We start from the raw sequence: 22760 nt of genomic DNA, 5'->3' as shown, positions 1-22760 counted from the left end.
CGGCGGCCTCCCGACCCGAGGGCGGGCCCCGGCCCGCAAGAACGGCCCCGCGACCACAAGGTCGCGGGGCCGCTTCGGCGCCGGGACGCAGCCGGCCGGGAGGGCCTAGCCGAGCACCGCGTCGAGGTGGCGCTCCAGGGCCGCGCCGTCGTGCGCGCCGCCGCGGAAGGCCACGTACCCGTCCGGCCGGACCAGGAAGACCGCCCCGGCCTCCGCGCCGAACGCCGCGCGCAGCACGCCGTCCGGGTCCGCCAGCGTCCGCGTGCCGCCGCCGACGGTGCCGCCGAAGGCGTTGCCCACCACGCGGGCGGTGACGCCGGCCCGCAAGCCGGCCGGCCCGATCTCCTTGGCCGCGAGCCCCGCTGATTCGGCGTCGGCCGGGTCCGCGGGGAAGGCCAGCAGCGTCCAGGAGTCCCGCCCGATCAGGCGGAACAGCCGGCCCTCGGGGGAGTGCAGCGGCGCGTCCGGCACGCGGTCGCCCGCGGCCGGCCCCGGCCCGTCCGCCGCCACGCCTTCCGGCTGCCCGCTCAGCGGGCTGTCCCCGTAGGCGAGCGGCAGGCCGGTGTGGCCCGCGCCCATGTGGTCGAGCGCCGCGTACAGCCGGTCGAAGGGCGGCACCGGTCCCGTACCGCCCCAGTACGTGCGGTGGTTGCGCTCGGCCAGGCCGAGGGCCACCGGCCGGCGCTCCGCCTCGTAGCTGTCGAGCAGGGTGTCCCCGGCCTCGCCCCGGACCACGGCGGCGAGCTTCCAGCCCAGGTTGAAGGCGTCCTGGACGCCGGTGTTCATGCCCTGGGCGGTCACCGGCATCAAGGTGTGCGCGCTGTCGCCCGCCAGCAGGAGGCGGCCGTCGCGGTAGGACCCGGCGACCGCGTTGTACAGCCGAACCCGCCAGTTGAAGCGGGCGTCGTGGAACTCCAGGTCGTGGACGCCGGTGACCCGGCGCGCGGCCTCCAGTACCTCTTCGACCTCCGGATCTCCGGTCCGCCCCGTGTCGGCGACGCCGATGTAGAAGCGGTGGCGCCCGTCGGGCAGCGGCGCGCTGCCCAGCGAGCCCTCCCGGGTCAGGAACAGGTGGCAGTGCGCGGGATCGCCCGGGAGCGAGCCCTGCCAGCGCGTGTCGACCTGGAGCAGCTGGGTGCCGGGGTAGTGCTTCTTCTCCCAGGACGCGTCCATCCCGTCGCGGACCGAGCTGTGCGGGCCCTGCGCCCCCACCACCCAGCCCGCGCGGATCAGTTCGGCGCTCCCGTCGGACGATTCGAGGCGCACGGTGACGCCGTCGGCGTCCTGCCCCACGGGTTCGGCCGTACGGTCGCGTTCCACCTCGACGCCGAGCCCCGACAGATGGCGGGTGAGCATCGCCACGGTGTCCTGCTGCCCGACGAGCAGCGGCCGCGGGTACGGGGTGCCCGGCTGGGCGGCGTCGCGGACGTGCGGGGGGTGCCCGGTGAAGTGGTGGGTGCGGAAGGTGTACGGCACGCCCGAGGCGAGGTACTCCTCGACGGGCAGGCCCATGAGGTCGAAGACTTCCAGGGACCGCTGCCACACCGTGCAGGCCCGGGTGCCGGTACGCGGCTCCGGCCGCCGGTCGACGATCCGCACGCGGACCCCGCGCCGGACCAGCTCGATGGCGGTGCAGAGCCCGACCGGCCCCGCACCCACCACCAGCACCTCGGGACCGGGTGTCCCGGACGTCACGCGCGCTCCCATTCGAGCAGCGAGTGGTACGAGGGCAGCCCGGTGACGCCGCGCAGCTTGAGCCCGGCACGGGCGGCCAGCGCGGCGAACTCCTCCACGGTGCGCTCGCGGCCCTTGTTGAAGACGAGCATGCGCAGGTCGTACTCGGTGTTCAGCTGCTTGCCCTCGTCCTCGGCGATGACCCGCTCGACGATCATGACGCGGCCGGTCTCGCCCGCGGCCTCGGCGCAGCGCCCCAGGATGGCGACGGACTCCTCGTCGTCCCAGTCGTGCAGGATCTGGCTGAGTACGTACATGTCGGCGCCGGCCGGGAGTTCGTCGAAGAAGCTCTGGCCGATGAGTTCCGTACGGCCGGACAGGCCGGCCGCCTCGAAGCGGGCGGCGCCGCCCTCGACGGTGCCGGGCAGGTCGACGACCGTGCCGCGGGCGGCGGGGGCGACCTTGAGTATCTCCGCGAGCAGCGCGCCGGTTCCGCCGCCGATATCCGCGATGTGGCCCAGGGTGTCCCAGGGGTAGGCGCCGGCGGCCGCGGGGGCGAGCTTGCCCTGGACGGCGGCCATCTGGTCGTTGAAGGTGTCGGTCAGCACCTGGTCGTCGGCGAGGTCGTCCCAGAAGGGGCGGCCGAAGACCTGGTCGTAGCCGGGCTCACCGGTGCGGACCGCGTGCAGCAGGCCGCCGCAGGCCGCGAGGTCGATGCGTCCGCTCGCGCCCTCCAGGTCCAGCCAGTGCCGCATCCGCGAGGGGTGGGTGTCCAGCAGGAGCTTCGAGGTGTCGGTCAGCGCGTAGGTGCCGGACTCCGTCTCCTCGAAGACGCCCCTGCAGGACAGGAAGCGCAGCAGCCGGCCCAGGGAGTCGGCGTCGGTCGTGGTCTTCGCGGCGAGTCCGTCGCGGGTGTCGATGCCTGCCGCGATGTGGTCGGCGATGCGCAGGGTGGCCGCGACTCGGACCCCGATGGGGGTGAAGACGTCCAGGAACGCCGGGCGCCCGCCCGGACCCCGCGGTGTCGTCTGTGCCTGCGGCGGCCTCGGACCACCGGTCTGCGCGGTCTCGTGGTTGTCGATGGGAATGCACCTCTTCCGAAAGTCTCCGGTGCCCCCTGGCGGGTGGCCGGGCTCCTCTGACGGGCGGCCCGATGGTCCTGAAGGTTCCTCGACACCGGCTCAAGCGCGGCTGGCGGGGTTGACAGACCTCGCTACACCTCTCTAAATTAGAGATACACGGAAAGCGAGAAGCACGAAAATAGAGCAAAGGAAATCGTCATGCAGACCACCGCCACCAGCCCCGCCGTCGTCGAAGAGGTCCGCTCCCTGCTGGATGAGCTGTCCGACTGCTGGAACCGCGCCGACGGCGCCGGATACGCCCGGCTCTTCACCTCGGACGCCGCGTACGTCCAGTTCAACGGGGTCATGCTGGACGGCCGCGAGGAGATCGCGGACATGCACGACCTGATGTTCCGCACGATGCTGTACGGCACCCGGCTGCTGTGCGAGGAGATCGAGAGCGTCCGCGTGATCGACGAGCACACCGCGGTCGTCGTCTCCACCGGAGCGGCGCTCTTCCCCTGGCAGCACGAGGTCACCGCCAAGCGGCTCTCGAGGCAGACCCTGATCCTGGTACGCGAAGGAGGCCGCTGGATGATCGCGTCCTTCCAGAACAGCCGGGTGAAGCCGTTCCCGACCTCCGGACCGCTGTTCGCGGTGGCCTCCAAGGCCGTGCGCTTGCGGGTCGACCGGGCCCTGCGCTCCCGGCAGGCCCGCTGACCGGCCGGGACCGGACGCACACATGCGGGTCCCCGCCAGTACTCTGGCCGCACCGGACCGGCAGAGAGGCAGCTCGAGGATGCAACCGCACGGTGAAGAGGACCGCTCCTTCGGCACCCTGATGTCGCTCGCGACCGCACTGCGGGTGCAGGCCGCGCGTACCGTCCTCTTCCAGTCCGCGGTCGCCCAGTCGGTGGGCCTGAACGCCACCGACTTCAACTGCCTGAGCCTGCTCGACCTGGAAGGCCCGATGAGCCCCGGCCGGCTCGCCGAGCGCGTCGGACTCAGCCGCGGAGGGGCCATCACCGCGGTGATAGACCACCTCCAGAAGGCCGGATTCGTACAGCGCCGCCCCGACCCGGAGGACCGCAGACGGGTCATCGTCGAAGCCGTCCCCGAGGCCTTCGCCGAGCGGGTCGAGACGGTCTTCGTCGAATACCGCGCCGCCCTCGGCAAACTGCTCTCCGGACTGACCGAGGAACAGCAGCAGCTGCTCCTGGAGATCACCACCAAGGGCAACGAGATCTTCCACACCGAGACCCTGCGGCTGCTCACCCGCGAACCGGTGAAGACCGCGAAGGTCCCCGCCGGCTCCTGAGTCCGGCCGGCTCCTGAGCCCCGCCGGCTCCCCTGCCCTGCCCTGCCCTCCCCTGCCCTCCTCCACCTCCGGCGCAATCCGGCCGCACCACCGCCGCTCGAGCGCGGCCCGTCACACTCCGGTCACCGGCAGCCTTGTCCGCCGGCCAGAGCAACCGGATGAGGTGACCCCGACCGTGCTGAGCGCCCACTACTCCATCACGCTGCCGGCCGACTACGACATGACCGGCATCGCCCGGCGCGTGGCCGACCGCTCGGCCCCCTGGGACCGGCGGCCCGGGCTCCTGATGAAGGCCTTCTGCGTCTCGGAGGCCGCCGACGCGGGCCACAACAGCTACGCCCCCTTCTACATATGGGCCGATCCGGCCGAGTTCGGATCGTTCCTCACCGGCGCCGAGTACGCGGGACTGTGCGCGGCGTTCGGCCCGGTGCCCGTCCACACGGGAACCGTGCTCCAACAGCACCTCGGCACCGGGGATACCTCGTACCTCCTCTCCGAGAGCGAAGCGCTCGGGCCCCTGACCGATCTACGGGAGGCCGCGCGGGCCGAGGAGGCCCGCCACCGGACCGTCCTCGAAGACCCGGCCGTCCACTCGCACATCACCGAACTCGATCCGGCCACCATGACGGTGACCCGGCGCACCCTCCTCCACGAGGGACACGGCGCCCCGCAGCCCAAGGACGGCGTCCGCGTGCTGCGCGTGCTGCACCTGTCCCGCCCACCGCAGAACACGACCAGCTGAGTCCAGGCACATCCGCCCGGCGCTCGAGCGAGGCTCCAGCCGCGCTCGACGCCGCTGTGGAGATCTGGGCGAGTTGCCTAGACAAGGAGTGCATGGTGACCACCACCCCGGTCAGGGGCGTCGGCAGCCCCGCCACGCCGCCGCCCCCCCGCAAGACCCTTCTGGAACGCACCTCGGGCTTCAGCCAGCGCCACCGCTGGACCGCCCTCCTACTGTGGACCGTCATTCTGTTCGGCGTCTGGGGCGGCGCCTCGGCCGTCGGAGACTCCTACAAGGACGACTTCTCGCTGCCCGGAACGGAAACCCAGCAGACGCTGGAGGTCCTCGGGAAGCACGGCTCCGCCCAGGCCGGCGACAGCGTGGAGATCGTGCTGCGCGACGAGGCCGGACTCGCCGGCGCCGACACCAAGCAGCGGGTGACCGCGATGCTGGACGAGGTCGCCAAGCTCCCCACGGTCGCCCAGGTCCAGAGCCCCTACACGGAGACCTCGGCCGTCTCCAAGGACGGCACGATCGGCTACGCCACCGTCGTCCTCAAGGGCAAGAGCGAGGACATGGAGAAGGCCGACACCCAGAAGATCCTCGATACCGCGCGAACGGCCCAGTCGGACCAGCTCCAGGTCGAGCTCGGCGGTGACGCCGCCCGCAAGATCGCCGAGCAGGAGAGCGGGGCCGCCGAAGGCACCGGCATGCTCGCCGCCCTGGTGATCCTCGCGATCATGTTCGGCACGATCATCGCCGCCGGACTGCCCATCATCACCGCCGTGTTCGCCGTCGGCAGCACCCTCGGTGCGATCGTGATCGTCTCGCACGTCTTCACCATCGCCAGCTACACGCCGTACATCCTGATCCTCGTCGGTCTCGGCGTCGGCATCGACTACGCACTGCTGATCTTCGCCCGCTACCGGGCCGAACTGGTCAAGGGGGCAAGCCCCGAGGAGGCCTCCGCCAAGGCCCTCGACATCGCCGGACGCACGGTCTTCTTCGCCGGCTGCACGGTCATCGTCGCCCTGCTCGGCCTGGTGGCGCTGGGCCTCGGCTCGCTCCAGGGCACTGCCGTCGCCCTCGCGCTGACCGTGCTCGTCACCATGCTGGCCTCGCTCACCCTGCTGCCCTCCCTGCTGGCGATCTTCGGCAAGCGGTTCGCCCGTCAGTTCACCGCCAAGGCGCAAAAGCGCGTCGCCAAGGGCAAGTCCGCCGAAGGCGGGGCCGCCTGGCGCCGCTGGTCGAGCGGTGTGCAGCGCCGCCCGCTGGCCGGCCTGCTGCTCGCCGTGGTCGCCCTCGGCGCGCTGGCCGCACCGGCCCTCGACATGCGCCTCGGCTTCGCCGACGCCGGCAACGACCCCGCCGCGTCCACCAGCCGCCGGGCGTACGACCTGCTCGCCGACGGCTTCGGCCCCGGCTTCAACGGCTCGCTCGTCGTGGTCGCCGAGGGCGACAGCCAGGCCGGCGAGGCCCTGTCGGCCAAGCTCAACTCCACCCCCGGCATCGCCGCGGCCACACCCGCCTTCCCCTCGAACGACCAGCAGGCGTTCACCGTCATCGTCTTCCCCACCTCCGCGCCGCAGGACGCCAAGACCTCCGACCTCGTCCACGAACTCAGGGACAACGTCCTGCCCGAACTCGCCAAGCAGCACAAGGCGACGTACCTCGTCGGCGGCGCCACCTCGGCCGTCGTGGACTACTCCGACACCGTCGCCAAGCGCATGCCGGTGTTCATCGCGATCGTCGTGGGCCTCTCGCTGGTGCTTCTGGTGATCGTCTTCCGCTCGATCCTGATCCCGATCAAGGCCGCCCTGCTGAACCTGCTGAGCATCGGCTCCGCGCTGGGCGCGATGACCCTGGTCTTCCAGAAGGGCATGTTCGGCGTCGAGCCCGGGCCGATCGAGGCCTTCCTCCCGATCATGATCTTCGCGATCGTCTTCGGCCTCTCCATGGACTACGAGATCTTCCTGGTCTCCAGGGTCCGCGAGGAGTGGGACCGCACGAAGGAGCCCGCCACGGCCATCCGCGAGGGCCTCGCCCACACCGGATCGGTCATCGTCGCCGCCGGCGCGATCATGATCTCGGTCTTCGGCGCCTTCATGCTCGGCGGCGACCGGATGCTCCAGCAGTTCGGCTTCGGCATGGCCGTCGCGGTCTTCGTCGACGCCATCGTCATCCGGCTCCTGATCGTCCCGGCCGCCATGCAGCTGATGGGCCGCAAGGCCTGGTGGATCCCGGCCGGCCTGGACCGGATGCTGCCCAAGCTCAACATCGAGAAGCACGGCTGACCGGGCGTCACCCTGTGCGAGCGGCCCGGGACGGACACCCGTCCCGGGCCGCGGTGCGTCCGCCCGCCACCCGGGCCCGGCAGGTCCGGTACCGCTGTAGTCCATCGCGAGCAGCGGGCGCTTTCCTGACGGTGTGCGGGACGAACCACCAGGGCGGCCCCACCGACGGCGAGCATCCCCCCGCCCCGTCGTCGCCGGGCCGCCCTGGATCCCGCCTTCCTCACCGCGGCGCCCGGCATCCCCCTGCCCGGGCGCCGCAGGTCTTCCCGCCTCCGCGAGCTGTACGCGAGCCGTACGCGCCCCGTCTTCCAGCCGCTCTCCGCCGGCCCTCCGGTAGTCCTCCGGTCGTTCCCGAAGGGCCGCCGCGACCCTCTCCCCCTCTGCCCGACTGCCCGTACGCACGGAGGAGCCGAAGACCGATGGCCGCCCCGACCCAGCCCCGCCTCGCACCGCACCCGCCCGAGCAGTCCGCCGCCGGAGTGCTCGGCCAGCCCCGCTGGTTCCTCACCCTGTGGGGCACGGACATGTGGGAGCGCTTCAGCTTCTACGGGATGTCGGCCATCCTCGTCCTCTACGCGACCGAGCCGGCCTCCGACGGCGGCCTCGGCATGTCCAACGAGGACGCGGCCCTCCTCTTCGGCCTCTACATGGCCTCGGTGTTCATCGCCTCCGTACCCGGCGGCTGGATCGGGGACCGCATCCTCGGCTCGTACCGCGCGGTGCTCTACGGCGGCGTCACGATCGGCCTCGGGCACCTGTGCATGGCCGTGCCCCTCACCGGCTTCTTCTACCCCGGCCTGCTGCTGATCGCGGCGGGCACCGGCCTGCTCAAGCCCAACATGGCGAGCCTGCTGAGCTCCTTCTACGACCGCCAGGACCGCGCGGGCCGCGACGCCGGGTTCGCCGTCTTCTACATGAGCGTCCAGGTCAGCGCCCTGATCGCACCGCTCGTCGTGGGCGCGGTCGGCGAAGGCGTGAACTGGCACCTCGGCTTCGCACTGGCCGCCCTGGGCATGGGCGCCGGCCTCGTCCAATACGTGCGCGGCGGCCGCCACTTCCAGGGCGTCGGCGGCGCACCCGAGCGCGCCGCGACCCCGCTCCAGCGCGGCCGCGTACTGCGCGTCTCCCTCGCCGCGGCCGCCCTGGTGCTCGCCGGATACGGAACGGACGCCCTGCTGGGCTCGTTCGAGATCGGCCATGTCATGGCCCTCATCGGCCTGCTCTGCGTGGTCTCGCCCGTGATCTGCTTCTGGCGGCTGATCCGCAACCCGCTGCTGAGCGCGGCGGAGCGGATCCGGGTCAAGACCTACATCTGGCTCTTCCTGGCCTCGGCGGTCTTCTGGGCGCTGTTCCTGCAGGGCGGCTCGGTCTTCACCCTCTTCGCCAAGGAGTCCACCGACCGGGAGATGTTCGGGACCACGGTGCCCGCCAGCTGGTTCCACGCGGCCATCCCGATGTTCGTCCTCCTCACCGCACCCCTGTTCGCCTGGCTGTGGAAGCGCTCCGGCGACCGCATCCCCACCGCCGTGAAGTACGCGATCGGGATGGGATCGACCGCCTCGGCCTACCTGCTCATGGCACTCGCCGCGCTCGCCGCCTCGGGCGGGGAGCGCGTCTCACCGCTCTGGCTGGTGACGGCCTTCCTCCTCCTCGCCGCGGGCGAGGTCGCCTTCGCCCCCGTCGGCATGAGCGCCACCACGGCCGTCGCCCCCGCCACCTTCACCAGCCAGATGGTCTCCCTGTTCTGGCTGTCCGGCGCGCTCGGCGGCGGCGTGGGCGGCAACGCCCTCAAGGTCTCCGGCCACCAGGTCCCCGGCCCTGGCTACTTCCTCGCGCTGGGCCTCGCCGCCCTGGCCGTGGCCGCCTGCCTGCTCCTCGCCCGCCGCCCGCTGACCCGCCTCCTGGGCGTCTGACCCGCACGCCCGGGCCGGGACCGGGGGCGAACACGAAACGGCCGGCGCCCTGGTGGGGCACCGGCCGTTTCGCGGGGCAGGGGCTCAGGCGGTCAGTTCCTTCTCCTCGGCGGGGGCCGCGGCGGGTTCGGGCTTGGCGTCCCGCATGACGAGGGCGGCGAGCACGGCAGCGGCCAGGACGCCGATCGCGCTGATGGTGAAGGTGGTCGACATCGAGGAGGTGAAGGCCTCCCGGGCGGCGTGGACCAGGCCGGTTTCGCCCTGGGCGACGGCCAGTGCGCCGCCGATCGACTGCTTGGCCGCCTCGGGGGCGTCGGCCGGCATCCGCTTGCCGAATCCGCTGGTCAGGAGCGAGCCGAGGATGGCGATGCCGAGCGCGGTGCCGGCTTGCTGGATGGTGTCGTTCAGGGCCGAGCCGACGCCCGCCTTCTCCTCGGGGATGGTGCCCATGAGGGCGCCGACGGCGGCGGGCATCGCGAGGCCGGCACCGAGGCCGAGGAGGCCGAGCGCGACGGCGGGGACGGCGAAGCCGGTGTCGGCCGAGACGGTGGCCAGCAGGGCGAAGGCGGAGGCCATGACGATCATTCCGGCCAGGACCAGGAGGCGGTTGCCGATCTTCGCGGCGAGCCCGGCGCCGGCCCCGTTGCCGATGAGCGCGGCGACGGCGAGCGGTACGAAGGCGAGCCCCGCCTTGACGGGCGAGTAGCCGAGGACGAACTGCAGGTACTGGGTGAGGACCAGCAGCAGGCCGCCGTTGCCGATCTGCACGAGGGTCAGCGAGAGCGAGCCGCCGCTGAAGTTGCGGTGCTTGAACAGGACCAGCGGCACCATCGGCGAGGGGGTGACGTTCTCCCAGACGACGAACCCGGCGAGGGAGAGGACCGCGACGGCCAGGGTGACGCCGGAGCGGCCGCCGAAGGCGCCGTGCTGCGGGAGCTCGATGATCCACCAGATCAGGGCGGTCATGCCGGCCGCGGACAGCACCGCGCCGAGCGGGTCGGGCTTCTGCCAGGGCCCCTTGGACTCCGGCATGAGGACGAGGGCCGCCGCGATCGCCAGTACGACGACGGGGACGTTGATGAAGAAGATCGAGTGCCAGGAGAAGTGGTCGATCAGGACGCCGCCGAGCACCGGGCTGCCGACCAGGCCGAGCATGGACACCGAGCCCCAGGCCGCCATCGCCTTGCCGCGCTCGTCCTCGTCGAAGACGGTGATGAGGATCGACAGGGTCGAGGGCATGATCAGCGCACCGCCGACGCCCATCGCGGTGCGTACGGCGATCACTTCGCCGGGGCTGGTGCAGAAGGTCGCGGCCAGTGACGCCGCCCCGAAGAGCAGCAGGCCGATGATCATGATCTTCCGACGGCCGAACCGGTCACCCAGGCTGCCCGAGGTGAGCAGGAGCCCGGCGAAGACCAGGATGTAGGAGTCGAGGATCCACTGGGTGTCCTGGGCGCTCGCCCCGAGGTCCGCGGACATCGAAGGCACCGCGACGGTCAGGGCCATGCTGTCGACGACCAGGACCAGCGTGCTGAGGCAGAGCACGATGAGGATCCACCAGCGACGTGGGTTGCGGGTTTCCATGGGGCGTTCCTTCCGGCCTGAGCACGCTGTTCCTTCGATGCGCACACTGTACGCACAGCGGAACAGCGTGCGCAAGACTTGACGTGTGTACGCTGGATGCGAACGACGTACGCAAAGGAGGAGCCCCCAGATGACCGCGAAGCCCGCCACGACCGCCAAGGCCGACCCGAACGCCGACGCGAACCCGATCCCGTCCGTATGGACCCGCCGGCAGCGCGAGGCCCAGCAGCCCGCGCTGAGCCGGACCGCGATCGTCCGCGAGGCGGTCCTCATGCTGGACGCCGAGGGCATCGAGGCCCTGAGCATGCGCAAGCTCGGCGCCCGCCTGAACGCGGGGGCGACCTCCCTGTACCGGCACGTCGCCACCAAGGAGGAGCTGATGGAGCTCGCCGTCGACGAGGTGTGCGCCGAGATCACCGTCCCCTCCCCGGAGCTCGCCCGGGAAGACTGGCGCACCGCCGTCACCCAGGCCGCCGGGTCCTTCCGCACGACGGCCTTGAACCACCCGTGGCTGTCCTCGGTCCTCGGCCAGGCGGGCCTCGCCTACCTCGGCCCCAACCTGATGTCCTTCTCCGAGCGCCTGGCCGCCCTGTTCACGGCCGCGGGCTTCCCCGAGCCGACCCGCGCGATCGACACGGTCGTGTCGTACGTCATCGGCATGAGCACCACCGAGGCGGCCTGGCTCACCACCGTCGCGCGCTCCGGTGAGACCGAGGCCGGCTTCATCGCCCGCCTCATGCCCGCCGCCCAGCAGGCCGCGGCCGGCCACGACCACCTCACCGACGCCTACGCCGCCACCGCGAGCGAGGCCGTCGACCCCGTCGAGATCCGCGACACCAAGTTCGCCTACGGCCTGGACGTGGTCCTCGACGGCCTGGCCCTGCGCCTGCCGCGCTGAACCCCGACGGCGTTCAGCTCCCCGTGGCGAGCCCGTACGCCGCCGCGGCCACGGCCAGGTCCTCCCACGCCATGCCCACGCTCTTGAACAGGCGCGGGCGCGCGGGGTCGTGGACGAGCCGTCCGGTGACGAGGTCGGCCAGGTCGCCCGCAATGTGCGCGGCGGACACCGCTCCCGCGCGCAGCGGGACGATGACGTCGCCCGCCTCGGCCAGCGCCGCCGCACGGCTCTCCACGACCAGCGTGGACCGCCGCACCAGCTCGGTGTCGACCTCGCGCGCGTCCGGCTCGTGCGATCCGACCGCGACCACCGTGGCGTGGCCGGGCACCAGCCGGCCGGGGAAGAGCGGCTCCCGGGACGTGGTGCAGCAGACGACGATGTCGGCGTCCGCCACCACCCCGGCCCCGGCCGCCGCCGCGTCCGTGCCGGCTTGCGCACACCGGGCCGCGAAGGCCTGCCCGCGCCCGGCATGCCGGGCGACGACGCTGATCCGGGAGATCGGCCTGACCGCCCGCACCGCCTCGACGTGCCGCAGGGCCTGCGGCCCCGTCCCGAAGACGACCAGGTGCGCCGCGTCGGGGACGGCCAGGGCCCGCACGGCCGCGGCGGAGACAGCCGGGGTGCGCAGCGAGGTCAGGGCGGCGGCGTCCAGCAGTGCCAGCGGGAGCAGTGTCCCCGCGTCGAGCAGGACGTACAGCCCCGAGATCCGCGGCAGGCCGAGCTCCGCGTTGCCGGGGGCCAGGGCCGCGAGTTTGACGCCCGCGTACCGGCCGAGCCGCGCCGGCATGAACAGCAGCTGCCCGGCGCCGACTTCGGCCACCGTCCGGGGGATGTCACCCTGCGGGCTCCACGCGCCGCTCCGCAAGGTCTCCTCCACCACGGCGATCGCGCGGCGCATCGGCACCAGACGTTCCAGCTCGGCGGCGTCGATGAGGGGCAGTGAGGTGAGGTCCACGGGTCACCCCACCCCCAGATAGGCCTCGGCGACCCGGGGATCGCCGGCGAGCTCGCTGACGGGCCCCTCGAACAGGCAGCTGCCGGTGTCCAGTACGTATCCGCGGTCCGCGATCCGCATCGCGGCCCGGGCGTTCTGCTCGACGAGCAGCACCGCGGTCCCCTGCTCCTTGATGTCCCGCACGAGCCCCATGACGGTCGCCGCCGTACCCGGCGCCAGCCCCATCGACGGCTCGTCCAGCATCAAGAGCCGCGGCGAGGCCATGAGCGCCCGGCCGATCGCGACCATCTGCTGCTCCCCGCCCGACAGGCTGCCGCCGGCCTGAGCGCGGCGGTCGGCCAGCTTGGGGAGCAGGCCGTACACGCGGTCGATCCGCGCGGCCACCTCCGCCGGACGGCGTACGAGATAGGCGCCGAGCTGGAGGTTCTCGTGCACGGAGAGCCGGCTGAAGACGCGCCGCCCCTCCGGTACGTGGACCAGCCCGCGGGCGACGATCTCGTGCGGCTTCGCCCGCGTGATGTCCTCACCGTCGAACAGGATCCGCCCGCCGCCCGGTCTGACCAGCCCCGAGACCGCGGACAGCGTGGAGGTCTTGCCCGCGCCGTTGCCTCCCAGCAGGACGACGATCTCGCCGGCCCGCACCGACAGCGACAGGCCGTGCAGGGCCTGGACGCCGCCGTAGTGGATGTCGATGTCCTCCAGCTCAAGCAAGGCTGTCCTCCCGGTCGCGCTCAGGGGTTTCGACAGCGCCAGCGCCGCCGCCCGCCGCGCCCTCGTAGTCGGGATCGGCCCCGAGGTAGGCGTCGATGACGGCCGGGTCGGCCCAGACGTCGGCGGGCCGCCCGTCGGCGATCTTCCTGCCGAAGTTCAGGACCACCACCCGCCGCGACACCGCACGCACCAACCGCATGTCGTGCTCGATGAGCACGACCGAGGTCCCCAGCGCGTGGATGCGCCGGATCAGATCCGTCAGCGCCTCCTTCTCCGCCGAGTTGAGGCCGGCCGCCGGCTCGTCCAGCAGGAGCAGGCGCGGCCGCTGGGCCATCCCGCGCGCGATCTCGACCAGGCGCTGCGCACCGTACGGCAGGTTCCGTACCGCCCCGGCGCGGTCGACGGCCCCGGGGCCGTCGGCGCCCAGACCGACGAAGTCCAGCCACTGGTGGGCCTCGTCCGTGCCCTGCCGCTCGGAGCGCCGGTAGCGCGGGGTGCGCAGCAGCGCGTCGAGGACGTGCTGGCCGCCGCGCAGGTGCAGTCCGGCCCGTACGTTGTCCAGCACCGACAGGTCGGGGAAGAGCCGCAGGTTCTGGAAGGTCCGGCACACGCCCCGGGCGGCGACGGCCGAGGGCCGGGCCCGGGTCACGTCGTGCCCGGACACCAGGATCCGGCCGGCCGTCGGACGGTAGAAGCCGGTGACGGAGTTGAACAGCGAGGTCTTGCCCGCCCCGTTGGGGCCGATCACCGAGACGATCTCGTCCGGCCCGATGGCCAGGTCCACGCCGTCCACGGCGCGGATGCCGCCGAAGGCGACGTGCACCCCCTCGATGGACAGCAAGGGGGGAGCGGCCACGGCAGTGGCCGCCGCGGTCTTCTCCGCGGTCATCGGGCCTCCTTCTGCGCTGGTACGGGTGGTGGTGCGGTCCGGTTGCCGGATCGGCGCGCGGTGGCCGCCGGTTCGCGCGCGGCGCGCGGCCACAGCCCCTGCGGCCGGAGCACCATGACGGCGATCAGCACCAGCCCGAAGGCGAAGTACCGGTTGTCGGCGACCCCGCGCAGCAGTTCGGGCACGAGGCTGATGCACACGGCCCCGATCACCACGCCCCGCAGGCTCCCCATGCCGCCGAGCACCACGGCCATCAGGACGAGCGCGGACTGGATGAAGCGGAAGCTCTCGGGGGAGACCGCGGACAACTGGGCCGCGAAGAGCACCCCGGCCAGCCCGCCCCAGACCGCCCCGGCGATGTAGGCGGCGAGCTTGACCCGGTAGGTGTGCACGCCCATCGCCTCGGCGGCGTCCTCGTCCTCGCGGATGAAGCGCCAGGCCCGGCCCAGGCGCGAGCGGTCGAGGCGGCCGGCGAGCAGGACCGCCAGGGCGACGATCACCACGACGAGGTAGTAGAGGGACACCGGCCCCTCGAGGCTGAAGCCGAACAGGGACAGGCCGGGGATCCCGTAGATCCCGGACGGCCCTCCCGTGATGTCCAGGTTGTTGGCCACGATGCGGATGATCTCGCCGAACCCTAGGGTCACGATGGCGAGGTAGTCGCTGCGCAGCCGCAGGGTGGGGATTCCGACGAGCACCCCGGCCAGCACCGTCACGGCGATCACCACCGGGACCGTCGCCGCGAGGGACAGCCCGAACTCCGTGCTGAGGACGCCCGCGGTGTACGCGCCGACCGCGAAGAAGGCGGCGTACCCCAGGTCGAGGAGCCCGCAGTACCCGACCACGATGTTGAGCCCGACCGCGAGCATCACGAAGATCGCGGCACTGGTCATCACGTTGAGCGCGTAAGGGGTCGCGATCAGGAAGGGCGCGAGCACCGCGCAGGCCAGCCCGGCCGGCCCCGCCCCGCGGCTCTGCGCGAGGCTTCGTATCCGGGCGTTCATACGCGCTCCTGTTCGCGGGCGCCGAGCAGTCCGGTGGGACGCACGCTCAGCAGGACGATGAGGAATCCGAAGGCGAACACGTCGCGCCATTCGCCGCCGAGCCAGTAGGAGCCGAAGGACTCCAGCAGGCCGAGCACGAGCCCGCCGAGCATGGTGCCCTTCAGGTTTCCGATGCCGCCGATGACCGCCGCGGTGAAGGCTTTGAGCCCGATGATGAAGCCCATCAGGAAGTCGATCTTCCCGTAGAACATCCCGGCCATCACGCCCGCGGCGCCGGCCAGCGCGGACCCGACGAAGAAGGTCCGCGAGATGACCTTGTCGACGTCGATGCCCATCAGCAGGCTGGCCTTTTGGTCCAGCGCGATGGCGCGCATCGCCCGCCCCTCGCGGCTGCGGGTGATCCACGCGTCGAGCCCGAGCATCAGGGCCACGGCGACGCCCATCAGCAGGAGTTGCTGGGGGGTGAAGCGCGCACCGAACAGGGTGAGCGCCTTGCCGTCCAGCCTCATGGGGTAGACCTGCGGGTTGGGACCGACCGCGATGCGCACGCCGTACTCGACGACGAAGGAGGCGCCGACCGCCGTGATCAGCAGCGAGAGCCGGGGGGCCTTGCGCAGCGGGCGATAGGCCACCCGCTCGATCAGCACCCCGGCCGCCCCGGTGGCCAGCATGGACACCACGAGCACCAGCAGCAGGGCGAGCACCGGGATCGAGGCGGAGAAGCCGCCCAGGGCGCCGAGCAGCCACAGGCCCGCGAAGGCGCCGAGCATGTAGATGTCGCCGTGCGCGAAGTTGAGCAGCCTGATGACTCCGTACACCAGGCTGTAGCCCAGGGCTATGAGCGAGTAGAACGCGCCGACGAAGAGGCCGTTCCAGATGAGCTGCACCATGGGAGACCGGCTACTTTCCGTCGTCCGCGCGGACGAACCGGCCGTCCCGCCAGACCAGGATCACGAAGCCGCCCTCGGTCAGGGTCCGGTCGGCGGTGAAGCTCAGCGGCCCGGAGAACAGCTTGAAGTCCTTGATCTCCGTCAGGGCGGCGACCACCTTGGTGTCCTCGGTGCCGCCCGCCCGCCTGATCGCCTCGGCGGCGAGCCGCACGGCGTCGTAGGACTGGGTCGAGAACGGCCCGGGCGCGGATCCGAACTCCTTGCGGTACGAGGCGGTCCACGCCTCGCCGCCCTCGATCGTCTCGGGGGTCTGCGTCATGGTGGCGAGCACCCCGCGGACGTTCTCGGCGCCGGCGATCTCGGCGAGCGACGGGCTGACCGCGCCGTCCGCCACCATGATCTGCCCCTGGTAGCCGGCCTGCCTCAACTGCCGGACGAGCAGGCCGCCCTCCTTGTCGTAACCCGTCCAGTAGATGAAGTCGGGGTTCGCGCCGAGGACCTCGCCGACGGTGGCGCTGTAGTCGCTCTCGCCGGGGGTGAGCGCCGCCGCGGCCACCTGCTCGGGGCCGCCGGGCCGCTTCAGCCGGGGGTCCATCAGGGTCGCGATGTTCTTGGCGTAGCTGGTGTTGTCGTGGATCACCGCGACCCGGTGGGAACCCGCCTTGTCCATCCGGGCCATGGCGGCGTCCGCCTGCTGGGTGCCCGTTCCGTTGATCAGGAACGTGCTCTTGATCCCCTGCTTGTACAGATCGTCCGAGTTGGCCGCGGGGATGATCATCGGGACCTTCGCCTTGGCGAAGACCGGCAGGGTGGGGAGCGTCGCGCCCGAGCAGTACCCGCCGACCGACAGGGCGATCTTCGAGGTGATGAGCTTGGTCGCCGCGGCGACCGCCGTCTTCGGATCGCAGGCGTCGTCCTCGACCCGCAGCTCCAGCTTGCGCCCGAGGACGCCGCCGCCGGCATTGATCTCGTTCACGGCCAGCTGGGCGCCGTTCTTCATGTACGGCCCGATGTCCGCGCTGCTGCCGGACATCGGGACGGCCATGCCGAGCGCGATCGGGCCGTCCCCGGCCTTCGCGTCGTCGGCGGCGAGGAGCCCCTGACCGCAGCCGGTCGTCAGCAGACCCGCGACCGCAAGGACCGCGACCAGGGCGGATTTCCGGCTCATGTGGAAATATCTCGCTTTCCGAATCGTGCGCACGGTTGTCTCTTCACTTCTGTCCGGGCGGGCCGGAGCGCCCGCCGGCTTCCTCTTGCGAGGCCAGTTCCTTCAGTACGCGGGCCATCCGCTCGAGCGCGGCGGCCAGGTAGGCGGGATCGTGGCCGTGCGTGATGCGCACGTGGCCCTCCACGCCGAAGTGCGCGCCCGCGCCGACCAGTACGCCGCCCCGCACCCGCAGCGCCTCGGCGACCTCGACGCTGGGCAGATCGACGTGGTACTTGATGAACCCCAGCGCCGTGGCCTGCGGCTCCACCACCGAGACCAGCTCCGGATGGGCGTCCGCCCACTCCCGCAGCCAGGTCCAGCTCTCCCGGATCAGGGACCGGTAGCGGCCGGTCAGCCGCTGCCGGGTGCCCTCGGCCAAGGCGATCTCGGCGAGCGCCATGGACACCGATCCGGTGGAGACGGCCGCGTACTCGTGCCGCCGCCAGAGGTCCGGCAGGATCCGGGGCGGAGCGACCAGCCAGCCCACGCGCAGCCCCGGCATGCCGAAGGCCTTCGACAGGCTGCCCACGCAGACCACCCGGTCGTAGCGGCCCCAGAAGCTGGGCGTGGTCACGTCGGTGGACAGCTCGGTGCCCCGGTGCACCTCGTCGGCGAGGATCCACGCGCCGGCCCCGGCGGCCACCGCCACGATCTCGTCCATCTCCCGCTCGGTGAGGACGGTCCCGGTCGGGTTGTTCGGGTTCGTCAGCGAGATGAGCCGGGTGTCCGGGCGCACCGCCTTGCGCAGGGCGTCCAGATCGGGCCGCCAGCCGCCGGCCGGCGTCGAGTGCACCTCCTCCACCCGGGCCCCGAGGTTGACCGCGGCGCCCCACACCTGGCGGTAGCCGGGGGACAGCGTCACCACGTGATCGCCCGGCCGCACCAGGGTTTCCAGGGCGATCGCGTTGGACTCCGCCGCCCCGACCGTGACGATCACATCGTCCGCCGTGCCGCAGTGGTGCTCGGCGACGAGCCGGCGCAGCTCCTCGCCGCCGCGCTCCGGCGGATAGTGCAGCGGGGTGTCCAGCAGCTGTTCCAGCGCGCCGCCGTCGCCCAGCAGTTCGCGCATCGTCACCGGCTGGCAGCCGCTGTCGGCGAGGCTGAACTCTGCCGCGCCGTCGTCGCGGGACTGCCATTCCAAAAGCTCGAACGGTACGAAATCCATGTCTCTCCCCATCCGGCGGCGGGGCGGTGCCGCGCCGCTACCAGGCACTGTCGGTCTTCTTCGGGTCCCGCTCGACGACCGGTCCGAGGGCCTCGTCGATCCGCTCCAGCAGGCCGGCGTCGAGGGTGATCCCCGCCGCCTCGGCGTTGCTGCGCACCTGCTCGGGGCGCGAGGCCCCGACGATCGCGGCGGCCACGTTGGGGTTCTGCAGGGTCCAGGCGACGGCCAGCTGGGCCATCGTCAGACCGGCCTCGCGGGCGAGCGGAACCAGCCGCTGCACCCGCTCCAGGACGTCCTCGCCCATGAAGGCCCCGACCCAGTTCGCGCCGTTCTCGTCGGCCGCGCGGGAGGCGGCGGGCGGGGGCCGGCCCGGCAGGTACTTGCCGCTGAGCACCCCCTGTGCGACGGGGGACCAGACGATCTGGCTCAGGCCCTCCCGCTCACAGAGGGGGACGACCTCCTCCTCGATGACCCGCCAGAGCATCGAGTACTGCGGCTGGTTGACGACGAAGCGGTCCAGCCCGAGCTCGTCGGCGAGCAGCAGCGCTTCGCGGATCTCCTGCGCCGTCCACTCGGAGATCCCGATGTACAGGACCTTGCCCTGCCTGATCAGGTCGTCGAAGGTCTTCAGGGTCTCCGCGAGCGGTGTCCCCCGGTCGAACCGGTGCGCGTGGTACAGGTCCACGTAGTCGGTGCCCAGCCTGCGCAGGGACCCGTGCACCGACTCCAGGATGTGCTTGCGGGACAGCCCGCTGTCGTTGGGCCCGCTGCCGGTCGGCAGGCACACCTTGGTGGACAGCTCGACCGACTCCCGGCGGTGCCCCTTGAGCGCCCGGCCGAGCACCTCCTCCGCCCGGGTGCCCGCGTAGACGTCGGCGGTGTCGAAGGTGGTGATGCCCACGTCCAGCGCGGCCCGTACACAGGCGACGGCGGTCTCCTCGTCGATCTGCGAGCCGTGGGTGAGCCAGTTGCCGTAGGCGATCCTGCTGACCATCAGACCGCTGTTGCCGAGACGGCTGAACTTCATCGGTTCTCTCTCTGCGCGGGGCGGGAGACCGGTTCGATCTCCACCCGGTTGTCGTGGAATACGGCTCCGCCGCCCATGTCCGCGTCCCGCTCCTCCACGGTCGCGGTCGACCCCGAACCGCCGTTGAACTTGGGCCAGTTGCCCTTGGGGCTGGAGGCCACGCCCGGCCGGACGGTGTCGTCCACCCGCAGGTCCGCCTCGAAGGAGCCGCGGTCGTTGAAGACCCGTACCCGGTCGCCCGGCAGGAGACCGCGGGCCTGCGCGTCCTGCGGGTGCACGACGACATGGGCGTCGCCGGCCCTGCGGCGCAGCGCGGGCTTGTTGCCGAAGACGGTGTTGAGGAAGAAGTGCGAGGCCCCGGAGAGCAGCACCAGCGGATAGCGGCCGGCCAGCTCCGGATCCGAGACCTCCCGCGCCGGAGTGAACCCGGCGAGGGGGTCCAGCCCGTCCGCGCGGGCCTTCTCCGAGACGAATTCGAGCTTGCCCGAAGGGGTGGGGAAACCGTCCTTGTACGGGGCGAAGGAGGCGGGGTACGAGAGCCGGACCCAGCCCCGCTCGCGCAGCCCCTCCAGGGTGATCCCCTCCAGGGAGGGGTGCGGGGAATCGAGCAGCTGCCGGGCGAGCTCCTCGTCGGAGTCGTACAGCGAGGGCTCCTCCAGCCCCATGTAGCGGGCCAGCCGGCGGAAGGTCTCGGTCGTGGGCAGGCACTCCCCGGGCGGCGCGACGGCCGGCTCGTTCCAGGTGAGGTAGATGTGGCCGTAGCCGTCGTGCAGGTCCATGTGCTCGGGCTGCATGGTCGCCGGCAGCAGGATGTCCGCGTAGTCGGCCGTATCGGTCTGGAAGTGGTCGAGCACCACCGTGAAGAGGTCCTCCCGCTCCAGTCCGCGCCGGATCCGGTTCTGGTCGGGCGAGCTGGCCACCGGGTTGGCCCCGTACACCACCAGTGCCTTGACCGGCGGGCCCGAGGCCTCCAGCAGCCCTTCCGCCAGCCTCGTCATGGACAGGCCGCGCACCGGCTGCTTGAGCAGGTCGTCCCGGTACAGCGCCTCGCGGTTGCCGCCGAAGTACCCGTCCGTCGTGTAGTGCAGGCCACCGCCGGGAAGCGCCCAGTCGCCCGTCACCCCCGGAATGCAGGCGAGCGTCCGTACGGCCGTGCCGCCGCCCGCGTGCCGCTGGATCCCCTGGGCGACCCTGATCGCCGTGGGCCGCGTGGTGGCCAGCGCCTCGCCCAGGCGGACGATCTGCTCCTCGTCGACACCGGTGATCCGCGCGACCTTCCCGGGCGTGAACTCCAGCACCCGTTCGCGGAACTCCTCCCAGCCGACGGTGTGGCGCTCCAGGTAGTCGCGGTCCTCGGCGCCCATGGAGACCACCACGTTGAGCAGGCCCAGGGCGAGGGCAGCGTCCGTACCGGGCAGCGGCGCCAGGTGCTCGTCGGCTCCCTGCGCCGTCTTGGTCCGCACCGGATCGATCGCCACGACGCGCGCGCCGGCCCGCCGCGCCTGCTGGATCGGCTTCCACAAGTGGTGGCCCGAGGTGAGCGTGTTGGTGCCCCACAGCAGGATGAGCCGTGACTCGCTCAGGCTCTGCGGATCCAGGCCGCGGCTGCTGCCCAGCGTGTACTCCAGGCCGGCGAGACCGGCGATCGAGCAGATCGTCATGTCGTGGCGCGACGCGCCCAGCACGTTCCAGAGCCGGCTTCCCGCCCGCCCCTGCAGCCCCTGCAGGAACCCCAGCGTGCCGGTCCCCTGGTACGGCCAGATCGCCTCGCCGCCGTACTCGTCGACGATGCCCGTCAGCCGCCCCGCGACCTCCGTGAGCGCCTCGTGCCAGGAGATCCGCTCGAAGCGCCCCTCGCCCTTGGCGCCGACCCTGCGCATCGGGTACATGAGCCGGTCCGGGGCCCGCGTGTGCTCGAGGAACTGATTGACCTTCACGCACAGCGCGCCCTGCGTGTACGGGTGTTCCGGGTTGCCCTGCAGTTTGACCGCGGTGCCGTCCTCGACCGTCAGCAGCCAGCTGCACCCGTCCGGGCAGTCCAGCGGGCACGCACCCGGAATGGTTCTCGACTCTGTCACGGTGTTCCGTTCTCGGGAGGTGCGTCCGCGCCGGGGCGGCGCCGGCGGGCGCCGCCCCGGCCGCGCTTCACTGGAGTTCCAGCTCCAGCTCCACCAGGGCGGTGGCGGCGAGGAGGCGCTGGTGCACTTCCTCGTAGGTGTCGGCCTCGACGTACACGTACGTGGCGTCCTGCTGCACGGCCTCCGGTACGGTGACCAGCCGCGCGCCCGGGTCCAGTACGACCTCGATGTCGTAGACGCCGGCGCTGGAGCGGGCGTCGCCGAGGCCGTTGATGGCCTTGAGCGTGCCGGGGACCTCCGGGCACACGGCCCGGTAGCCGGCGTAGCCCTTGCGCTGCGGCGTGATCGTCGGACGGTGGCCGAGGGCGATCTCGATCGCGGCGCCCATCAGGTCGACGCCCAGCGAGCGGCCGATGATCTGCGGCACGCGCTGGCCGGCCGGGCGGGGGTGCAGTTCGAGCAGGCGCGGACCGCGGGTGGTCATCCGCATCTCCGCGTGCACCACGGCGTTGTCGAGGCCGAACCCCTTGATGGTCAGCTCGTTGGCCGCGAAGGCGGTGGCCACGGTCTCCGCGGGGAACGCCGTGGGGGTGATGAACTCCACCTCGGGGAACGTGGGGCCGGGCATCAGCTCGGGGTTGTCGGAGATGTTGTGGAAGAGGATCTCCCCTTCGAACACCAGGGCGTCCACCGTGACCTCGAGACCGTCGAGGTACTCCTCCACCACCAGGTCCGAGCAGTCGCTCAGGTTGAGCCCCACCTCGCGGGCCTTGTCGAAGGCGGCCTCCACCTCCTCGGCCTTGTGGGCGAGCACCACTCCCGCGCTGCCGGTGCCGTACGTCGGCTTGATGACGACCGGGTAGCCGATCTCGGCGACGGCCGCCCGGGCCTCCTCCAGGGTGCGGACCAGGATGCTGGCCGCCGAGGGCAGGCCGAGCTCCGCGAAGCGGCGGCGCATGGCCGCCTTGTCCCGCAGGGCCGCGGCGGCGGAGGGGGACGGGCCGTTGAGCCCGAGGATCTCGGCGACCTGGGCCATCACGGGAACGGCGCTGTCGAAGGTGGTGATGATCCCGTCGACCCGCTGGCCGCGGCAGTAGTCCACCACCGCGGCGACGGTCTCCTCGAAGTCCGTGTAGTTCTCGACCGGGAGCGAGAGGACGTCGTCGCAGTACTCCTTCTCCCAGGTCGCGTTCTCCTTGATCAGGACGGTGCGGATGCCCCGCGCCCGGGCGGCCTGGAAGAGCAGCGGCTTGGAAGGGCCCGCCGCACCGAGTATGAGGAGGGTCCGGTCCTGGAGCGCGGGGCCCTCGGACGAAGAGTTGTCGGACATGCGCAGCCATCCTTTCGATGGTGTGACAGGGGTAGGGGGAT

19 protein-coding genes are annotated in these 22760 nt (G+C 72.0%); 6 read left to right on the top strand and 13 right to left on the bottom strand.

Annotation, left to right across the window (positions count from 1 at the left end):
* Positions 1-105 precede the first annotated feature (105 nt).
* Both J7F03_RS12400 and J7F03_RS12395 read right to left on the bottom strand, forming a co-directional pair.
* The gene (locus J7F03_RS12400) at positions 106-1695 is read right to left on the bottom strand and encodes an FAD-dependent oxidoreductase (RefSeq protein ID WP_214948834.1); all 1590 of its coding nucleotides are present in this window, start codon (positions 1693-1695) and stop codon (positions 106-108) included.
* A complete protein-coding gene (locus J7F03_RS12395; protein ID WP_251071812.1) occupies positions 1692-2429 on the bottom strand; it encodes a methyltransferase in 738 nt (245 codons plus the stop codon). Before J7F03_RS12395 ends, J7F03_RS12400 begins: the two co-directional genes overlap by 4 nt.
* Before the next feature lie 525 nt (positions 2430-2954).
* Between J7F03_RS12395 and J7F03_RS12390 the strand changes: the two genes are divergently transcribed.
* From J7F03_RS12390 to J7F03_RS12370, 5 genes are all read left to right on the top strand, one after another.
* Positions 2955-3455, top strand: coding sequence for an SgcJ/EcaC family oxidoreductase (locus J7F03_RS12390; RefSeq protein WP_214948826.1), 501 nt, complete (start codon positions 2955-2957; stop codon positions 3453-3455).
* A gap of 79 nt (positions 3456-3534) precedes the next feature.
* Positions 3535-4053 (top strand): MarR family winged helix-turn-helix transcriptional regulator, encoded by a 519-nt coding sequence (locus tag J7F03_RS12385; RefSeq protein WP_214948824.1) that lies wholly within the window; start codon positions 3535-3537, stop codon positions 4051-4053.
* A gap of 175 nt (positions 4054-4228) precedes the next feature.
* Positions 4229-4795, top strand: coding sequence for a DUF4865 family protein (locus J7F03_RS12380; protein WP_214948822.1), 567 nt, complete (start codon positions 4229-4231; stop codon positions 4793-4795).
* Positions 4796-4887: 92 nt separating this feature from the next.
* A complete protein-coding gene (locus tag J7F03_RS12375) occupies positions 4888-7068 on the top strand; it encodes an MMPL family transporter (RefSeq protein ID WP_214948821.1) in 2181 nt (726 codons plus the stop codon).
* Between the two features lie 419 nt (positions 7069-7487).
* Entirely contained in the window at positions 7488-8981 is a 1494-nt protein-coding gene (locus J7F03_RS12370; RefSeq protein WP_214948819.1) for a peptide MFS transporter, read from the top strand.
* 84 nt (positions 8982-9065) lie between these two features.
* On the opposite strand, the gene J7F03_RS12365 is transcribed toward J7F03_RS12370, so the two are convergent.
* Positions 9066-10565 (bottom strand): MFS transporter, encoded by a 1500-nt coding sequence (locus tag J7F03_RS12365; protein WP_214948817.1) that lies wholly within the window; start codon positions 10563-10565, stop codon positions 9066-9068.
* A 130-nt stretch (positions 10566-10695) separates the two neighbouring features.
* Here J7F03_RS12365 and J7F03_RS12360 point away from each other — a divergent pair, with 130 nt between their 5' ends.
* Positions 10696-11463, top strand: coding sequence for a TetR/AcrR family transcriptional regulator (locus J7F03_RS12360; protein WP_214948815.1), 768 nt, complete (start codon positions 10696-10698; stop codon positions 11461-11463).
* Between the two features lie 13 nt (positions 11464-11476).
* Here the strand turns inward: J7F03_RS12360 and J7F03_RS12355 are convergent, their stop codons facing one another.
* The 10 genes from J7F03_RS12355 to J7F03_RS12310 form a co-directional block, all read right to left on the bottom strand.
* Entirely contained in the window at positions 11477-12418 is a 942-nt protein-coding gene (locus J7F03_RS12355; protein ID WP_214948809.1) for an ornithine cyclodeaminase family protein, read from the bottom strand.
* A gap of 3 nt (positions 12419-12421) precedes the next feature.
* Positions 12422-13129: an ABC transporter ATP-binding protein gene (locus J7F03_RS12350; protein ID WP_251071811.1), complete on the bottom strand. Its 708-nt coding sequence runs from the start codon at positions 13127-13129 to the stop codon at positions 12422-12424.
* A complete protein-coding gene (locus tag J7F03_RS12345) occupies positions 13122-14018 on the bottom strand; it encodes an ABC transporter ATP-binding protein (protein WP_214948808.1) in 897 nt (298 codons plus the stop codon). Before J7F03_RS12345 ends, J7F03_RS12350 begins: the two co-directional genes overlap by 8 nt.
* Positions 14015-15022, bottom strand: coding sequence for a branched-chain amino acid ABC transporter permease (locus tag J7F03_RS12340; protein ID WP_251071810.1), 1008 nt, complete (start codon positions 15020-15022; stop codon positions 14015-14017). Before J7F03_RS12340 ends, J7F03_RS12345 begins: the two co-directional genes overlap by 4 nt.
* Positions 15019-15912, bottom strand: a complete 894-nt coding sequence (locus tag J7F03_RS12335; protein WP_214948806.1) for a branched-chain amino acid ABC transporter permease — start codon at positions 15910-15912, stop codon at positions 15019-15021. Before J7F03_RS12335 ends, J7F03_RS12340 begins: the two co-directional genes overlap by 4 nt.
* 10 nt (positions 15913-15922) lie before the next feature.
* Positions 15923-17080 (bottom strand): branched-chain amino acid ABC transporter substrate-binding protein, encoded by a 1158-nt coding sequence (locus tag J7F03_RS12330; RefSeq protein WP_214948804.1) that lies wholly within the window; start codon positions 17078-17080, stop codon positions 15923-15925.
* A gap of 43 nt (positions 17081-17123) precedes the next feature.
* Entirely contained in the window at positions 17124-18284 is a 1161-nt protein-coding gene (locus J7F03_RS12325) for an aminotransferase class I/II-fold pyridoxal phosphate-dependent enzyme (RefSeq protein ID WP_214948802.1), read from the bottom strand.
* A 37-nt stretch (positions 18285-18321) separates the two neighbouring features.
* Positions 18322-19311, bottom strand: coding sequence for an aldo/keto reductase family protein (locus J7F03_RS12320; protein ID WP_214948800.1), 990 nt, complete (start codon positions 19309-19311; stop codon positions 18322-18324).
* A complete protein-coding gene (locus J7F03_RS42315) occupies positions 19308-21389 on the bottom strand; it encodes a molybdopterin-dependent oxidoreductase (RefSeq protein ID WP_214948799.1) in 2082 nt (693 codons plus the stop codon). Before J7F03_RS42315 ends, J7F03_RS12320 begins: the two co-directional genes overlap by 4 nt.
* Before the next feature lie 67 nt (positions 21390-21456).
* On the bottom strand, positions 21457-22719 hold the full coding sequence (locus tag J7F03_RS12310) for an ATP-grasp domain-containing protein (protein ID WP_214948796.1): 1263 nt from the start codon (positions 22717-22719) through the stop codon (positions 21457-21459).
* Positions 22720-22760: the final 41 nt, after the last annotated feature.

Source organism: Streptomyces sp. ISL-43 (assembly GCF_018614195.1).
Taxonomy (GTDB): domain Bacteria; phylum Actinomycetota; class Actinomycetes; order Streptomycetales; family Streptomycetaceae; genus Streptomyces.
Note: the sequence above shows the minus strand (reverse complement) of the source record. Positions and strands in the feature narration are given on the sequence as shown.

Coding starts and splice junctions, on each gene's coding strand:
- J7F03_RS12395 (WP_251071812.1), bottom strand. CDS start 2,429: ATGCGGCACTGGCTGGACCTGGAGGGCGCGAGCGGACGCATCGACCTC.
- J7F03_RS12390 (WP_214948826.1), top strand. CDS start 2,955: ATGCAGACCACCGCCACCAGCCCCGCCGTCGTCGAAGAGGTCCGCTCC.
- J7F03_RS12385 (WP_214948824.1), top strand. CDS start 3,535: ATGCAACCGCACGGTGAAGAGGACCGCTCCTTCGGCACCCTGATGTCG.
- J7F03_RS12375 (WP_214948821.1), top strand. CDS start 4,888: ATGGTGACCACCACCCCGGTCAGGGGCGTCGGCAGCCCCGCCACGCCG.
- J7F03_RS12370 (WP_214948819.1), top strand. CDS start 7,488: ATGGCCGCCCCGACCCAGCCCCGCCTCGCACCGCACCCGCCCGAGCAG.
- J7F03_RS12365 (WP_214948817.1), bottom strand. CDS start 10,565: ATGGAAACCCGCAACCCACGTCGCTGGTGGATCCTCATCGTGCTCTGC.
- J7F03_RS12360 (WP_214948815.1), top strand. CDS start 10,696: ATGACCGCGAAGCCCGCCACGACCGCCAAGGCCGACCCGAACGCCGAC.
- J7F03_RS12345 (WP_214948808.1), bottom strand. CDS start 14,018: ATGACCGCGGAGAAGACCGCGGCGGCCACTGCCGTGGCCGCTCCCCCC.
- J7F03_RS12340 (WP_251071810.1), bottom strand. CDS start 15,022: ATGAACGCCCGGATACGAAGCCTCGCGCAGAGCCGCGGGGCGGGGCCG.
- J7F03_RS12335 (WP_214948806.1), bottom strand. CDS start 15,912: ATGGTGCAGCTCATCTGGAACGGCCTCTTCGTCGGCGCGTTCTACTCG.
- J7F03_RS12330 (WP_214948804.1), bottom strand. CDS start 17,080: ATGAGCCGGAAATCCGCCCTGGTCGCGGTCCTTGCGGTCGCGGGTCTG.
- J7F03_RS12325 (WP_214948802.1), bottom strand. CDS start 18,284: ATGGATTTCGTACCGTTCGAGCTTTTGGAATGGCAGTCCCGCGACGAC.
- J7F03_RS12320 (WP_214948800.1), bottom strand. CDS start 19,311: ATGAAGTTCAGCCGTCTCGGCAACAGCGGTCTGATGGTCAGCAGGATC.
- J7F03_RS12310 (WP_214948796.1), bottom strand. CDS start 22,719: ATGTCCGACAACTCTTCGTCCGAGGGCCCCGCGCTCCAGGACCGGACC.